We start from the raw sequence: 15056 nt of genomic DNA, 5'->3' as shown, positions 1-15056 counted from the left end.
CCGACGTCGCCTGGGCTCCGGGCGTGCGCGTGACAGTGTGCCACGGTATCGCTACGGAACGCTAATCCGACTGGTGGTCTTCTGCCGCTACTTCGCGACCAAGGAGGAGGCGGTCGCCCCGCTCTACACCACGGGCGCCCAGCGCTGGGCCGAGGCGGTACGGGAGGCCCCTGCCGAACTGCCGCTCCCCGAGGCCCTGGAACACGCCGTACGGCACACCCTGACGCCGGGAACAGGGGTCTCCGCGGCGTCCTGGGAGTGGGTGCGCACGCTGGTCCGCCTGGCCATGACCAGCCCCGCACTGCGGAAGGTGTGGGGCGAGGTGTGTCTGGCGTCCGAGACGTCGCTGGCTGTGGTGTTGGGGGAGCGGGGTGGGGTTGCAGAGGGGTCGGTGATCGCGGAGGGTGACGACATCGTTGCCGAGCGCTCTGTGGTGTCCCCCGAACTCCGTTACGCCGCTGCCGTCGCCGGCGCCGCGGTGCGTGTGGCGGTCGAGTCCTGGGCGTCGGGCGAGGCACCGGCGACGGGACCGGAGGGGCCGGCCGCGTTGGCGTTGCGGAACTTGGAGGCGGTGCGGGGGTTTTGGGGCGAAGCGCTCCGCGGGGGGCAGCGATAGGCCGTCGTTCGTCCGCGGGTCCGTTGTGGCTGGTCGCGCAGTTCCCCGCGCCCCTTCGGGGGCGCTGGTTACTCCCCGCCCGCCCGGCTCAACCGCCCGCCCAACTCCCGTACGCACTCCACGAGTTCTGTCGGTGCCTGCACCGTGAAGTCGACTCCGAGCATCGCGAGCCGTACCGCCAGCCACTCCACCGGATCGCTCGTGGTGGCCCGCAGCCGGCATCGGTCCGGGCCCAGCGGCTCGGGTGCCCCGAGCCAGCCCGGCAACCGTGCGCCCACCGCCTCGGCGGAGTCGGCGAACGTGACCATGAATGCGTAGGTGTCCTGCTGCCGCTGGATCGACTGCCGCAGATACTCCGCCGCACTCCCCGTCGGCAGCTCCCGCGGAGCGAACCGCGCGCCGGTGGCGAAGGGCTCGCTCACGCGGTCGACGCGGAACGTACGCCAGTCGGCGCGATCGAGGTCGTATGCGACGAGGTACCAGCGGCGTCCCGTCGACACCAGCCGATACGGCTCGGTCAGCCGTCGCGACTCGGTCCCGTCCTTCGCCCGGTAGGCGAACCGCAGCCGCTCCCGCCCGGCCACGGTCGACGCCATCACGGTGAGCGTCTCGGGCGCGATGCTCGCCCCGTCTCCGCTGGTCAGCGGTGTGGTCGCGGCCTGGAGGGTGGAGACGCGGTGCCGTAGCCGAGACGGCAGCACCTGCTCCAGCTTGGCCAGGGCCCGTACGGAGGCCTCGTCGACTCCTTCCACCGCGTGCCCCGCGCCGGCCCGCAGCCCGACCGCGATCGCCACCGCCTCCTCGTCGTCGAGGACGAGCGGCGGCATCGCCTTGCCCGCGACCAGTCGGTAGCCGCCGTCGGCGCCCATGGTCGCCTGTACCGGATAACCCAGTTCGCGCAGCCGGTCGACGTCCCTGCGGACCGTGCGGCGGGAGACGCCGAGCCGGTCGGCGAGCTCGCCGCCTGGCCATTCGCGGGGCGTCTGGAGCAGGGAGAGCAGCTGGAGGAGCCGGGCCGGAGTGTCTGTCGTCATGAGTTCGAGGATGCCGCAGCACTAGGACACGATCTGTCCTAGTGGGGTTCTAACTTGAGGACATGACTTCCACCGAGACCTCACCGCACGTGCCGGCCGCTCCGGCAGACCGTCGCCGTTGGTTCGCCCTCGCGATCGTGATGACCGCGGCCTTCATGGACCTCGTCGACGTCACGATCGTCAACATCGCCATCCCCTCGATCCAGCAGGAGGCCGGTGCGTCCTTCAGCCAGATCCAGTGGATAACGGCCGGTTACGCGCTCGCCTTCGCCGCGGGTCTGATCACCGGCGGACGGCTCGGCGACATTCACGGCCGCAAGCGGGTGTTCCTCGTCGGCATCGGCGGCTTCACCGTCGCGTCGGCGCTGTGCGGCTTCGCGGTGAACCCGGAGATGCTGGTCGCCGCGCGGATACTGCAGGGCGCGATGGCGGCGCTGATGGTGCCGCAGGTGCTGTCGATCGTGCACGCGACGTTCCCGGCACACGAGCGGGGCAAGGTGTTCGGGCTGTTCGGCGCGATCGTGGGGCTGGGGGCCGTCTCCGGTCCGCTGCTGGGTGCGCTGCTGACCGAGTGGAACCTGTTCGGGCTCGAATGGCGGCCCATCTTCCTGATCAACCTGCCGGTCGGCATCATCGGTCTGATCCTCGGCAGCCGCTTCATCACCGAGTCCAAGGCGCCGCGGGCGCTGAAGCTCGACCTCGTCGGCGTCGGCCTGGTGACGCTGGGTCTGCTGATGCTGCTCTACCCGCTGACCCGCGGCCGTGAGCTGGGCTGGCCGCTGTGGGGGTACGTGTCGATGGCGGGCGCGCTCGTCGTGTTCGCGGCGCTGGTGGCGTACGAGAAGCGGAAGGCCGCGCGGGACGGCTCCCCGCTGGTCGAGCTGTCGCTGTTCAAGGTGAAGAGCTTCGCGGCCGGTATCGCGGTGCAGACGGTGTTCGGGATCGGGCTCGGTGTCTTCTTCCTGGTGTGGACGCTGTACATGCAGATCGGGCTGGACTGGAGCCCGCTGCGGGCGGGGCTGACGGGCGTGCCGTTCTCGATCGCGGTGTCGGTGGCGGCCGGGATGTCGGTGCAGAAGCTGGTCCCGCGCTTCGGGCGCAAGGTGCTTCAGGCGGGCGCGCTGACGATGGCGGCGGGTGTCCTGCTCTACCTGTGGGAGTCCGAGCGGTACGGCCTCGGTATCGCCTCCTGGCAGATGGCGCTGCCCCTGATCGTGATGGGCGCGGGCATGGGCCTGATCTTCGCCCCGCTGACCGACGCCGTGCTGTCGGAGGTGCCGCGCGAGCACGCCGGTTCCGCGTCAGGGCTGATCAACACCGTGATGCAGATGGGGAACGCGCTGGGGCTCGGGCTGGTGTCGGTCGTGTTCTTCGGCCGGATCAGCGAGCGGCTGGCGCCGGCCGAGGTCGGCCCGGCGTTCGTGGACGCCTTCCAGTACGCGCTGGGGTGGGTGGCCGCGGTGATGGGCGCGATCTTCCTGCTGATGTTCGCGCTGCCGAAGCGGCCGGCTCAGCATGTGGAGGGGGCGGAGGCCGAGGTGCGGGTGGAGGAGCGGGAGCCTGAGCTCGTGTCCTGAGCTGGGGGATCCGGTCGGAAGGGCTCGGTGCTGCTGGTGGCGCCGGGCCCTTCCGCCATGCCTGAAAGTCCGTTCATGCCCGAATGAGGTCCGACCCTGTTTACTTTCCGGAAATGCGGGCGTAGCCTCCCCGGTGAAACCACAAGTTCGGGCATGAGTCGGAGGTGAACGGGCATGTACGCACCGGAGCGGCAGCAGGAGATCCTCCGCCTCGCCCGTGACGGCGGGCGCGTGGACGTGGTGTCGCTGGCCGAGGAGTTCCAGGTCACGGCCGAGACGATCCGGCGCGATCTGAAGGCCCTCGACCGCGCCGGCCTGGTCCGCCGGGTGCACGGCGGGGCCATCCCGGCCGGACGCCTCGACTTCGAGCCGGACCTCGCCGAACGCGAGACCACCGCCGCCGACGAGAAGGACCACATCGCCAAGGCGGCCCTCGCCGAGCTGCCGACCGAGGGCACGATGATCCTCGACGCCGGTACGACGGTGGCGCGGCTCGCCGCGGCCATCCCGCTGGAGGCCTCCCTCACCGTCGTCACGCACAGCCTGCCGATCGCGGCCCGCCTCGCCGACCACCCGGGCATCCAGCTCCATCTCGTCGGGGGGCGCGTACGGCACCGTACGCGCGCCGCCGTGGACGCTTGGGCGCTGCGCGCATACGGCGAGATCCGGGCGGACGTCCTCTTCGTGGCGGCCAACGGCTTCTCCGCCGACCACGGCCTGACCACCCCCGACCTCGCCGAGGCCGCGGTCAAGCGCGCGGCCCTCGCCGCCGCCCGCCGCGTGGTGCTGCTCGCCGACTCCTCCAAGCACGGCCAGGAGCACTTCGCCCGGTTCGGCGACCTGAGCGATGTGGACCTGCTGATCACCGACAGCGGGCTGAGCCCCGAAGACGCCACCGCGATCGAGCGCGGCGGCACGGAAGTAGTGCGCGCATGATCCTCACCGTCACCCCCAACCCGTCCCTCGACCGCACCTACGAGGTCCCCTCCCTGGAGCGCGGCGAGGTCATCCGCGCCACCGGCGAGCGCATGGACCCCGGCGGCAAGGGCGTGAACGTCTCGCGCGCCGTCACGGCAGCCGGGCAGCGCACGGTGGCGGTGCTGCCCCTGGGTGGTGCGCCGGGCGCGCTCGTGGCGGATCTGCTGGACGCGCAGGGCATCGAGGTCGCGCCGGTCCCGGTCGCCGGGGCCACCCGCTCGAACATCGCGCTCGCGGAGGCGGACGGGGTGCTCACGAAGATCAACGCGCCGGGTCCGGAGCTGTCGGCCGAGGAGCGGGAGCTGCTCTTCGAGACGGTGCGCAGGCAGTCGCTGAACGCCGCGTGGATCGCCTGCTGCGGGAGCCTGCCGCGGGGGCTCGCGCCGTCGTGGTACGCCGAGCTGGTCGCGCGGGCGCACGCCATGGGCGTACGGATCGCGCTGGACACCTCCGGGCCCGCGTTGCTGGAGGCGCTGCGTGAGCGGCCCGACGTGGTGAAGCCGAACGCCGAGGAACTCGCGGAGGCCGTCGGACGCCCGCTGGCGACGGTGGGCGACGCGGTGAAGGCGGCCGAGGAACTGCGCGAGATGGGCGCGCGGGCCGTGCTGGCGAGCCTGGGCGCGGACGGGCAACTGCTCGTGGACAGCGCGGGCGCCTGGTTCGGCAGCGCGCACGTGGACGCCGTGCGCTCCAACGTTGGCGCCGGTGACTCCTCGCTCGCCGGGTTCCTGATCGCCGGCGGCAGCGGCCCGGAGGCCCTAGCATCCGCCGTCGCACATGGTGCTGCCGCCGTCCAGCTGCCCGGCAGCGTGATGCCGACACCGGGCGACCTGGACCCGGCCGCGGTGACGGTCACGGCCGAGGTGCCGGTGGACCGCGTACTGAAGGAGCCGGTGTCATGACCGATGTGATGTCTTTCATGCCACTCACAGCTTTTGCGGCATTGATGACTTTTACGAGGATGGCCGCTACGGCACTGACGCCATCGGCGACACCGTATGGACCGGCCTTGAAGCGGCGGGGCACCCCGTTACTCGCCGCGGCCGACGGCCGGCAGGGCACCCTGAGCCGCCCTGCCGACCGGCGGAGGCGGGGTTTCCCCGGCCCCGCCTCCGCACCCCCCGCACCCCCCGAAGCCCCCCACAGCACCCCCGTCCCCCGAAGCGCCCACCGCAGTTCCCGGGCGATACGCGTGCGAAGGAGCCCGCGATGAGCGACATGATCACCGCGGACCTGGTCGATCTCGACCTGTCCGCCGACACCAAGGAAGCGGCGGCCCGAGCCCTCGCCGAGCGCATGGTCGCCCAGGGCCGGGTGACCGACCTCGAGGGCTTCCTCGCCGACGTGGCCGCCCGCGAGGCGCAGATGCCGACCGGCCTCGACGGCGGCATCGGCATCCCGCACTGCCGCAGCGAGCACGTCACCGAGCCGACGCTCGCCTTCGGGCGCAGCGCCGACGGCATCGACTTCGGTGCGGCGGACGGCCCGGCCGACCTGATCTTCCTGATCGCCGCGCCCGCCGGCGCCGACGACGCCCACCTGACGATCCTGTCGTCGCTGGCCCGGCAGCTGATGAACACCGAGTTCACGGACGCGCTGCGGTCGGTGGGCGACGCGGGGTCCGCGGCGGCGCTGATCCGTGGGGACGAGGTGTCGGCGGTGGCGAGTGGCGCGGAGGGCGCGTCCGAGGGCGTGCGGGGTGCGCAGGGCGAGCAGGGCGCTGAGAGCGCCCCCGAAGACACCGCTGCGGCGCCGGGGGCGGCCTCCGTCGGCGCCGCAGCGGTCAGTACGGCGGAGGAGACGCCGGGCGCGCACGCCCCGTCCGACTCCGGCGAGCGCCCCTTCCGTATCGTCGCCGTCACCTCCTGCCCCACCGGCATCGCGCACACCTACATGGCGGCCGAGTCGCTGGAGAACGCGGGCCGCGAGGCGGGCGTCGAGGTCGTCGTCGAGACACAGGGCTCGGCCGGGTTCACGCGGCTCGACCCGGCCGTCATCGCGGCGGCTGACGGCGTGATCTTCGCCCACGACCTGCCCGTACGGGAGAAGGACCGCTTCGCCGGCAAGCCGACCGTCGACGTCGGCGTGAAGGCCGGCATCAACCGGCCCGGCGAGCTGATCACCGAGGTGCGCGGGAAGGCGGCGCGCGGTGAGACGACGGCAGGGGCGCCCGCCGGCGCGGGCACGCCGGTGGATCGCGCCGGTGACTCCGGCGAGGGCTACGGCACCAAGCTGCGCAAGTGGCTGATGTCCGGCGTGAGTTACATGGTCCCGTTCGTCGCCGCGGGCGGTCTGCTGATCGCCCTCGGCTTCGCGATCGGCGGCTGGGAGGTCAACAAGGCGCCGTCGGTCATGGAGCACTTCACGTGGACCCAGGTGGACAGCTGGGGCGCGCTGCTCTTCCAGATCGGCGGCGTGGCCTTCCAGTTCCTCGTCCCGGTCCTGGCCGGCTATATCGCCTACGGCATGGCCGACCGGCCAGGCCTGGTGCCCGGTTTCGTCGGCGGTGCGATCTCCCTCACCATCAACGCGGGCTTCCTCGGCGGTCTGGCCGCCGGTCTGATCGCCGGTGGCGTGGTGATGGCCATCCAGAAGGTCAAGATCCCCGCGGCGGTCCGCGGCATCATGCCGGTCGTGGTGATCCCGCTGATCTCCTCGGCGATCGTCGGCTTCCTGATGTTCGTGGTGATCGGCAAGCCCATCGCCGAGGCCCAGAAGGGCATGACCGACTGGCTGAACGGTCTCTCCGGCGCCAACGCCATCCTGCTCGGCGCTCTGCTCGGCCTGATGATGTGCTTCGACCTCGGCGGCCCCGTCAACAAGGTCGCGTACACCTTCGCCACGGCCGGCATCGCGGTCGCGAGCCCCAGCGACTCGGCGATGAAGATCATGGCGGCCGTGATGGCGGCCGGTATGGTTCCGCCGCTGGCCATGGCCCTGGCGACGACCGTGCGCGCGAAGCTCTTCACCCCGGCCGAGCGTGAGAACGGCAAGGCCGCCTGGGTCCTGGGCGCCTCCTTCATCTCCGAGGGCGCGATCCCGTTCGCCGCGGCCGACCCGCTGCGCGTGATCCCCGCGTCGATGGTGGGCGGCGCGGTCACCGGCTCCCTGTCGATGGCCTTCGATGCCACGCTGCGCGCCCCGCACGGCGGCATCTTCGTGGTCCCGCTGATCGGCAACCCGTTCCTCTTCCTGGTCGCCATCGCCGCGGGCGTGGGCGTCACGACGGCCCTGGTGATCATCCTCAAGGGCCTGCGCAAGACGGCGCCGGGCACGGTGCCCGCCGAGACGACGGGCTCGCCCACGGCACCGGCGGAGGCGAAGCAGCCGGTGGCGGTGTAGCGGCGGCCTAGCGGCGGTGTAGCGGCGCACACGGCACGGTGCGGTCGGCCGCGGTCCTCTCCGGAGGCTCCGCGGCCGACCGCATTTCCGCTTGTGGTGTGGGGCGGTGAGCCGTCCGAATGGGGCGGCGCAGGACAGTGCTATTTCACGTGTGACGCGCCACACGTCACGCGCCACACCTCATGCGCCATAGGAGACCCGCGCTGCCCGCCGCTCCATCGCGTCCCTGGCCGCGTCCTCGGTGACGTAGACCTCGCACATATGACGCCTGTCGGGTGTCGCCGTGTGCTCGACCTCCCAGAGGGAGATCTCCTCACCGTCGCGCAGCAGGAAGGCGTGTTCGTAGAGCGAGAAGCACAGCCCGACGCGGCCCGCGCGGCACGGGCGTCCGAAGGCCTGGGTGATCTGGTGGGCGAAGGCCGTGGTCAGCAGCGTGGCCGTGTCCGCCCCCGGCCGGTCCGGGTTCTCCGCGCGGCGCAGCAGCCGGCGCGCGTGGTCCGCCGAGTCGTCGTGCATGTACGCGTGCCGGGGCACCGGGATCGTGGACAGCTGCACCGTCACCGGCAGTTCGAAGTCCGGGGCGTCCGCAGGCAGCGGCAGCCGGGCGGTGGCGGCGCCCAGTTCCTCCTCGTCGACGTACACCTCGTGCTGCGGGTCGCGGCCCGGGGCGGTGTTGTGGACGAGTTCCCAGAGGGTGAGCGCGGAGCCGTCGGCGAGCAGCCAGGTGTGCCGGTACGTCTCGCGGTGCAGTCCCGCGCTGTGGTGCGCGGAGTGCAGCGAGCTGTCGTGCGCCAGCGCGCAGTCGAGCCGCCGTATCGTCTCGTCCGGCAGCTCGAAGGAGTTCAGGGCACGGCCGAGGAGTCGCGCGAGGTGCTCCTCCGGAGACTCGGGCGACTCGGGTGGTTCGTACGCTGCCGTCTCGTACGGAACGCTCAAGGTTTCTCCCGGCGTTGCTGCATGTCACCTTGTGGGTGCATACCGTAGCCCCTCGGTCGGACATCATGTCCGGGAACCGAGAAAACGTACGCACGGAAAACGCGTGGGCCGCGTGGGAAGTTCCCACGCGGCCCGATGATCCGTCAAAACATGCTGGTCAGCAACAACTTATGCCGCCCGCCGCACTCAGCCTGAACTTCCCGCGAGCCACTGGCTCCACGACATGTTCCAGCCGTTGAGCCCGTTGTCCGGCGCCACCGTCTTGTCGGGGGAGTTCTTGACGATCACCACGTCCCCGACCAGCGAGTTGTCGTAGAACCACTTGGCCTGGGTGTCCCCCTGTGCGCCCTGCACATCCGCGAGACCGACACAGCCGTGACTGGTGCCCTCCCGCCCGAAGGGCGGATTGCCCTTGTTGTACCAGTAGTTGCCGTGGATGAAGGTGCCCGACGTGGTCAGTCGCATCGCGTGCGGCACGTCCGGGATGTCGTACTCGCCGCCGAAGCCGACCGTCGTGCCGTTCATACGCGTCTGCGTGAACTTCTCCGAGATCACCATCTGCCCGTTGTACGTGGTGTGCTGAGGGCTGCCCGCCGAGATCGGCACGGACTTGATCGTCTTGCCGTCCCGTACGACCGTCATGGTCTGCGTGTTGACGTCGACCGTGGAGACCTGCGACCGGCCGATCGTGAACGTGACGGTCTTCTTCTGCACCCCGTAGACGCCGTTCGCGCCCTCCACGCCGTCCAGGTCGATCTTCATCGTGACCTTGGAACCGGCCTTCCAGTACTCCTCGGGCCGGAAGTCGAGCCGCTGCGCCCCGAACCAGTGCCCGACCACCTTCTGCCCGCTGCTCGACGCCACGGTGATGTGCGACTGCACGGCCTTCTTGTCGCTGATCACCTTGTCGAAGTTGAACGACACCGGCATCCCGACGCCGACCGTCTTCCCGTCGTCCGGCGTGTACGTCCCGATGAAGCTGTTCGCCGAAGAGACCGTGGTGAAGATGGAGTTGGCGGCAGCCGTCTTGCCCTTCGAATCCTTGGCAGTCGCCGATATCTGGTACTTCGTCCCCCGCTCCAGCTGCTCCTTCGGCTTCCAAACGGAGCCGTCCGCGGACATCTCTCCCGGTACGGCCGTCCCCGCTCCCGCGACCGTCATCTTCACGCCGGTCAGCTTGCCGCCGCTCACCTTCACGCCGGTCGTGTTGATCGACGCGCTCGTCGAGCCGTCCTTCGCCGAGATGACGATCTTCGCGGTGGACGTCTTCGGCTTGTCCCCGCCGCCCTTGCCGTCGTTGCTGGCGTTCGCGCTGCCGCCGCACGCGGTGAGAGCGAGGGCGCCGACCATCAGGACGGCACTGGCCCCCAGTGCGCGTCGTGCTGCTATGTCCGGCGTTGTCACTAGCTGCTCCAGGTTCATGTGATGTGCGTGATCCGCTCCAGTCCGTAGAGAAAGAGGGGATCGGCCCCCGGTCGGGTTCCCGCCGAGCGCCGTGAAGCCCATCACGTGACAGAACCGGGACAATTGCGCGTACTGCCCTGTGAGTTACCTTTCAGTCAGTTGTCGTAGTCGCCTCTTGGACGGCCCTCGGAGTCACCGCTCGTACAGCTCCCGGTACGACGGCCACGCCCCGCCCGGCCCGTCCACCGACTCGGCGGCATGCACGGCCCGCACGATGGCCCGCGTCACCGTGTCCGCGCCCGCCGCGAGCACCTCGTTCAGGGCGAGCGGGTGCTCGGCGTCCAGGGCGCGCTCTCCTGTCGCCAGCGCGAACACCGTGTCCCCGTCGTTGAGCAGATGCACCGGCCGTACGGCGCGCGCGATGCCGTCGTGCGCCGTGCCGGCCAGTTTCTGGGCCTGCGCCTTCGACAGGTCCGCGTCCGTGGCCACCACCGCGAGCGTGGTGTTGAGCGGCACCGGTGCGTTCTTGGCCGCGATCTCGGCGAGCCGCCGACGCGCGGCCTCGTGAACCCGCGCCTCCGGGTAGCTCACCCGCCCCTGGAACAACTCCCCGTACAGCACCCCCGTTTCCGGATCCGTCGCCGAACCCGCCGCGTTCGCGACCACCAGCGCCGCGACCGTGATCCCGGAGTCGAGGACGGCGCTCGCGGTGCCGATGCCACCCTTGACCGGACCGACCGTGGCGCCCGTACCGGCGCCCACGCACCCTTCCTCCACCCGCGCGCCGAGCTCGCTCGCCGCGGCAGCCTCGACCGCGGCCCGGCCGGTGGCCGCGTCCGGCCTGGCCCGGAAGTCGCCGCCCCGCCCCAGATCGAAGACACAGGCGGCGGGCACCACCGGCACGACATGCGCGGGATCGGCGCCCACGCGTACCCCGCGTCCCCGCTCCTCCAGCCAGGCCATCACGCCGGACGCCGCGTCCAGCCCGTACGCGCTGCCCCCGGTCAGCACGATCGCCTCGACCTTCCGCACCAGGTTGCGCGGGTCCAGCGCGTCGGTCTCCTTGGTGCCGGGCCCGCCACCGCGCACGTCCACCGCGGCGACGGCCCCGCCCTCCGGGGCCAGCACGACCGTGGTGCCGGTGAGCCAACCGCCGCCGGTACGCGTCGCGTGGCCCACCCGCACACCGGCCACGTCCGTCAATGCGTCAACTGTCATGGGCCCCAGTCTCGCCCGTGCGCCCGCCCCCGCGGCCGGTTCACGCCGTCGGCGCCGTCGCGCGTTCTCCGCTCTCCCGCGAGGTCGTGCGCGCCGTCAGTGTCTCCCCGGTCGCCACCGTGAGCGCCAGCACGACGCCTGCGGCGAGGACCGCCCAGTCACCCAGGAAGGTGCAGAGGATCACCAGCAGGGCCGCCGTCGGCAGCACCAACTGCTGGACGATGCCCACCTTGAAGTGACGGGAATGCAGCGCCCAGACCGTCAGCAGATACAGCGCCGCCGGCAGCGTCACCGCGGCCGACGCCGCCAGCGTGGAGATATGCGCCTTGCCGACGGACTGTTCGACCGCCACCTCCAGACCGGCGCCGATCGCCGCCGCCGACGCGAAGATCAGGTAGTGCCCGTACCCCCACAGGAACGCCTGCCCGTTGGACCGCAGATGGCCGTGGATCGGCACCACGAAGTAGATCCACCAGGCGGCGAAGATGATCAGCAGCCCGCCCGCGGCGATCGGCAGCAGCTCACCCAGTGCGTCGTTCTCGTCGATGCCGGTCTTCACCCCGATCGTGGCCGCCGCGATCGTCTCTCCCAGCACGATGATCGTGAACAGCCCGTACCGCTCGGAGATGTGGTGCGGATGCCATGACGTGGTGAAGTCCTTCTCCGCGTACAGCGGTACGCACATCTCCAGGATCGCCATCACGAGGAAGCCCCAGGGCAGGGCGTCGTCGGGCAGCGCAAGCAGCACCAGCCAGCCGGTCTGACAGGCCAGCACGCCACCGGCGTACCGCCGGGCCGTCGTTCTCTCCGGGCCGTCGGCCGACTGCGCCGCGCGCAGCCACTGTGTCACCAGGGCCAGCCGCATGATCACGTAGCCCAGGGTGACGACCAGGAAGTCGTGGTCCTCGAAGGCCCGGGAGACCCCGGCCGCCAGGACCAGGACTCCCGCGATCTGGATCAGGGTGACGACCCGGTAGAACACGTCGTCGTTGTCGTACGCCGAGGCGAACCAGGTGAAGTTCATCCACGCCCACCAGATGGCGAAGAAGGACATCGCGTAGTAGAGGATCCCCTCGCCCGCATGTCCCTCGGCGACGGCGTGCACCAGCTGGAGGCCCGCCTGCGCGATGGCGACGACGAAGCACAGGTCGAAGAAGAGCTCCAGCGGCGTGGCGGCCCGGTGCGCCTCGTCGCGACCGCGGGCGGTGAGCCTGCGCAGCGGTCGTCGGCGTTCTGATGGGCCGGGGGAGGTGGGCGCCGGAGTCGGACTGGATGTCATGAGTCCAAGCACAGCAGATAACCCGCCGAAATTCCTGTGAAGGCTTCACAAGAACCGGGGGCCCCGGAGAGCCCGCGAAAGACCAGGTCAGACGAGGCGCGGGCGGGTACGGCCGCCTGCGGCCGTACCCTGAAGGCATGAGTACCGGCCCCGACCCCGAGCAGCCCGCCCCGAAGCCCGCGTTGATCTTCGACGACCCGCTGGACCAGCAGTCCTCGGACGACACGGACCGCGGCTGGGGCGAGCGGCCCGGCGCCGACGGCAGCAGCGCGGCCGACCTCAAGCGCTTCCTGGACGAGAAGCCGCCGCACCACCTCTGAGCCCGGCGGGTCCGGCAGGCTCTCGCCCGCCGGACCTCCCGAACCTCCGCGGTTACTGCTTGTTGTGCCCCGACCGCTGCCGCTACGGCTCGTTGTGCCCCGAGCCGCGCTGTGCGACCAGGGCGTCGCGGATCTCCTTGAGCACCTCCAGCTCGGTCACCTCCATGACCTCGTGCGCGCCCTCCTTCGCCTTCCGGCGGGCCTCCAGGCGGGCCAGGTACTTCGCCATCGGCAGCACCATCAGGAAGTAGACGACCGCCGCGGTGATCACAAAGCTCAGGGTCGCGCCGAGGACCGAGCCCCACAGCAGCCGGATGCCGTGATCGCCCTGGCAGTTGTCGCTCAGACAAGAGCTGTAGTTGTCGAGGTTCTTCGTGCCGATCGCTCCGACCAGCGGGTTGATGATCCCCTTCACCACCGCGTTGACGATGTTGGTGAAGGCGGCACCGATGACCACCGCAACCGCCAGGTCGACCACGTTCCCGCGCATCAGGAAGGCCTTGAAGCCCTCCCAGATGCTCGGATCCTTCTTCTCGCTCACCGCGGAGCCTCTCCTCGCACACACAGGCTGTGGAACCAAACGCTCCGCAACCTACGTCAGCCCTTGGTCGCCACGTACAACTGGGTAGCTTGAACGAGCGACTTGACACCAGCGTGCGCAGAAGGCGAACCGCCCGGCTCAGCACAGCGTCACCGCCAGCCGCGCCGTCGCACTGGCACCGGCGAGACCCGCCGCCGTGGAGCGCGGCACCGACAGGACGACCAATGCCCCGCTCTCACCGGCAAAGTCCACAGGCTCGGGCACCTTCGTCACCCGCGCCCCGCGAGCGACCACGCGCGCATCACCGCCCGTCGCGGTCTCCTCGGCGGCGATGACGTCGACCCGGTCGCCGGGCCGCAGCAGCCGGACCGTCTCTCCGTCGGCGATCCGCACCGGCGCGGACACCCGCTCGTCGGTGCGGTGTTGGCGTACCGGCTCGGCCACCGGGTGCCCGCGCGCCCGGTCGGCCTCCCGCGGGCCCGCCGCCACGAGCGCCGCCGCGGTGACGGCGAGCCCGGCTGCCACGGCCCGCCTCCGGTGCCGTACAAGACGGCGCAGTTGACAGCGACCGCCGCGCACCCGGACGGGAGCGAAGTGCGGCACCTCGCATGTGGCGGGAGCGTCGGTGCCGAGCGGAAGAGGCGAAATCAGAGAGGAGGAAGAGGGAGAGGACGAGGAAGAGGGAGAGGGAGAAGGCGTGAAGGACATGCGGACCACCACCTGTGCGTGACGAGGAATTCGGCTTTCCACGCCACGATGACGCTTCGCGCCGCCGCTCGCTGACGCCCGTGCGCTACTGGCCGGTTGTGGACAACTCCCTCACCCGAACGGGAAGTTCCGCCCTTCAGCCCGTCCTCTTGAGCACGCTGCCCCCTCCGCTACGGCAGCTCGAACCCCGGATCCATCCCGCCCAGCGCCGTCGTGCACAGGCAGTCCCGCTCCTCGGTGGCGGGCAGCGCGGCGACGGCGTCGAACAGCACGCCCCGCAGCCGGTCCACATTGGCCGCGAACACCTGCAGAACCTCGTCGTGGGAGACGCCCTCGCCGGTCTCGGCGCCCGCGTCGAGGTCGGTGACCAGGGTCAACGACGAGTAGCAGAGCTCGAGTTCACGGGCCAGCGCGGCCTCGGGGTGCCCGGTCATCCCCACCACGGACCAGCCCTGCGCCCGGTGCCACAACGATTCCGCACGGGTCGAGAAGCGCGGCCCCTCGATCACCACCAGCGTGCCGCCGTCCACCGCCTCCCAGTCGCGCCCCCGCGCCGCCTTCAGCGCAGCCGCCCGCCCGGTGGGGCAGTAGGGGTCGGCCAGGGACACATGCACCACGTTCGGCAGGATGCCGTCGGGCAGCGGAAGCCCGTCGAAGTACGACCCCGCCCGGGACTTCGTACGGTCGACCAGCTGATCGGGCACGAGCAGCGTGCCGGGTCCGTACTCCGGGCGCAGGCCGCCCACCGCGCACGGGCCGAGGACCTGACGCACGCCGACCGACCGCAGTGCCCACAGGTTGGCGCGGTAGTTGATGCGGTGCGGCGGCAGATGGTGGCCGCGTCCGTGCCGGGGCAGGAAGGCGACCCGCCGCCCGGCGATCTCGCCGAGGAAGAGCGAGTCACTGGGCGCACCGTACGGGGTGTCCACCTGGATCTCGGTCACGTCGTCGAGGAACGAATAGAAGCCGGAGCCCCCGATTACACCGATCTCTGCGTTGGCCATGACCAGCACACTAGCTGGCCCCGGCCGGGCGCAGAGAGGGGCTCCGGAAATGCCGGGAACCCTGCCGTCGTACGACGACAGGGTCCGGTGAGCGAGGCT

Annotated in this window: 14 protein-coding genes; 6 read left to right on the top strand and 8 right to left on the bottom strand. The window is 70.9% G+C overall.

Features of this window, described 5'->3' with window-relative positions:
- The first annotated feature begins 73 nt into the window (after positions 1–73).
- Entirely contained in the window at positions 74–616 is a 543-nt protein-coding gene (locus tag QQY66_RS20155; protein ID WP_367666984.1) for a TetR family transcriptional regulator, read from the top strand.
- 68 nt (positions 617–684) lie between these two features.
- Here the strand turns inward: QQY66_RS20155 and QQY66_RS20150 are convergent, their stop codons facing one another.
- Positions 685–1650, bottom strand: coding sequence for a YafY family protein (locus QQY66_RS20150; RefSeq protein ID WP_301981734.1), 966 nt, complete (start codon positions 1648–1650; stop codon positions 685–687).
- 62 nt (positions 1651–1712) lie between these two features.
- Between QQY66_RS20150 and QQY66_RS20145 the strand changes: the two genes are divergently transcribed.
- From QQY66_RS20145 to QQY66_RS20130, 4 genes are all read left to right on the top strand, one after another.
- On the top strand, positions 1713–3227 hold the full coding sequence (locus QQY66_RS20145) for an MFS transporter (RefSeq protein ID WP_301981733.1): 1515 nt from the start codon (positions 1713–1715) through the stop codon (positions 3225–3227).
- Positions 3228–3401: 174 nt separating this feature from the next.
- Positions 3402–4163: a DeoR/GlpR family DNA-binding transcription regulator gene (locus tag QQY66_RS20140; protein WP_301981732.1), complete on the top strand. Its 762-nt coding sequence runs from the start codon at positions 3402–3404 to the stop codon at positions 4161–4163.
- Positions 4160–5107, top strand: coding sequence for a 1-phosphofructokinase (pfkB, locus tag QQY66_RS20135; RefSeq protein ID WP_301981731.1), 948 nt, complete (start codon positions 4160–4162; stop codon positions 5105–5107). The genes QQY66_RS20140 and pfkB overlap by 4 nt, the downstream gene beginning before the upstream one ends.
- Positions 5108–5414: 307 nt before the next feature.
- Positions 5415–7547, top strand: coding sequence for a fructose-specific PTS transporter subunit EIIC (locus QQY66_RS20130; protein ID WP_301981730.1), 2133 nt, complete (start codon positions 5415–5417; stop codon positions 7545–7547).
- Between the two features lie 180 nt (positions 7548–7727).
- On the opposite strand, the gene QQY66_RS20125 is transcribed toward QQY66_RS20130, so the two are convergent.
- The 4 genes from QQY66_RS20125 to QQY66_RS20110 form a co-directional block, all read right to left on the bottom strand.
- Complete coding sequence (locus tag QQY66_RS20125; protein WP_301981729.1) at positions 7728–8483, bottom strand: DUF6227 family protein; 756 nt, start codon at positions 8481–8483, stop codon at positions 7728–7730.
- Between the two features lie 186 nt (positions 8484–8669).
- A complete protein-coding gene (locus tag QQY66_RS20120; protein WP_301987427.1) occupies positions 8670–9887 on the bottom strand; it encodes an Ig-like domain-containing protein in 1218 nt (405 codons plus the stop codon).
- Between the two features lie 192 nt (positions 9888–10079).
- Positions 10080–11105: a P1 family peptidase gene (locus QQY66_RS20115; RefSeq protein WP_301981728.1), complete on the bottom strand. Its 1026-nt coding sequence runs from the start codon at positions 11103–11105 to the stop codon at positions 10080–10082.
- A gap of 40 nt (positions 11106–11145) precedes the next feature.
- Complete coding sequence (locus QQY66_RS20110; RefSeq protein WP_301981727.1) at positions 11146–12384, bottom strand: low temperature requirement protein A; 1239 nt, start codon at positions 12382–12384, stop codon at positions 11146–11148.
- 137 nt (positions 12385–12521) lie between these two features.
- Between QQY66_RS20110 and QQY66_RS20105 the strand changes: the two genes are divergently transcribed.
- Complete coding sequence (locus QQY66_RS20105; protein WP_301981726.1) at positions 12522–12704, top strand: hypothetical protein; 183 nt, start codon at positions 12522–12524, stop codon at positions 12702–12704.
- An 82-nt stretch (positions 12705–12786) separates the two neighbouring features.
- On the opposite strand, the gene mscL is transcribed toward QQY66_RS20105, so the two are convergent.
- The 3 genes from mscL to QQY66_RS20090 all read right to left on the bottom strand — a co-directional run bounded on the left by mscL (position 12787) and on the right by QQY66_RS20090 (position 14957).
- Entirely contained in the window at positions 12787–13245 is a 459-nt protein-coding gene (mscL, locus tag QQY66_RS20100; RefSeq protein WP_301981725.1) for a large conductance mechanosensitive channel protein MscL, read from the bottom strand.
- A 138-nt stretch (positions 13246–13383) separates the two neighbouring features.
- Positions 13384–13953, bottom strand: a complete 570-nt coding sequence (locus QQY66_RS20095; RefSeq protein ID WP_301981724.1) for a hypothetical protein — start codon at positions 13951–13953, stop codon at positions 13384–13386.
- A gap of 170 nt (positions 13954–14123) precedes the next feature.
- Entirely contained in the window at positions 14124–14957 is an 834-nt protein-coding gene (locus QQY66_RS20090) for an S-methyl-5'-thioadenosine phosphorylase (protein ID WP_301981723.1), read from the bottom strand.
- Positions 14958–15056 lie beyond the last annotated feature (99 nt).

The organism is Streptomyces sp. DG2A-72, from assembly GCF_030499575.1.
GTDB lineage: Bacteria > Actinomycetota > Actinomycetes > Streptomycetales > Streptomycetaceae > Streptomyces.
The sequence above is the reverse complement of the archived record's forward strand: the minus strand, read 5'-3'. Positions and strand labels throughout refer to the sequence as shown.

What these genes read in the sequence shown, in the direction of transcription:
- QQY66_RS20110 (WP_301981727.1), bottom strand. Translation starts at nt 12,384, where the DNA reads ATGACATCCAGTCCGACTCCGGCGCCCACCTCCCCCGGCCCATCAGAA.
- QQY66_RS20145 (WP_301981733.1), top strand. Translation starts at nt 1,713, where the DNA reads ATGACTTCCACCGAGACCTCACCGCACGTGCCGGCCGCTCCGGCAGAC.
- QQY66_RS20090 (WP_301981723.1), bottom strand. Translation starts at nt 14,957, where the DNA reads ATGGCCAACGCAGAGATCGGTGTAATCGGGGGCTCCGGCTTCTATTCG.
- QQY66_RS20095 (WP_301981724.1), bottom strand. Translation starts at nt 13,953, where the DNA reads ATGTCCTTCACGCCTTCTCCCTCTCCCTCTTCCTCGTCCTCTCCCTCT.
- QQY66_RS20130 (WP_301981730.1), top strand. Translation starts at nt 5,415, where the DNA reads ATGAGCGACATGATCACCGCGGACCTGGTCGATCTCGACCTGTCCGCC.
- QQY66_RS20140 (WP_301981732.1), top strand. Translation starts at nt 3,402, where the DNA reads ATGTACGCACCGGAGCGGCAGCAGGAGATCCTCCGCCTCGCCCGTGAC.
- QQY66_RS20105 (WP_301981726.1), top strand. Translation starts at nt 12,522, where the DNA reads ATGAGTACCGGCCCCGACCCCGAGCAGCCCGCCCCGAAGCCCGCGTTG.
- pfkB (WP_301981731.1), top strand. Translation starts at nt 4,160, where the DNA reads ATGATCCTCACCGTCACCCCCAACCCGTCCCTCGACCGCACCTACGAG.
- QQY66_RS20150 (WP_301981734.1), bottom strand. Translation starts at nt 1,650, where the DNA reads ATGACGACAGACACTCCGGCCCGGCTCCTCCAGCTGCTCTCCCTGCTC.
- QQY66_RS20115 (WP_301981728.1), bottom strand. Translation starts at nt 11,105, where the DNA reads ATGACAGTTGACGCATTGACGGACGTGGCCGGTGTGCGGGTGGGCCAC.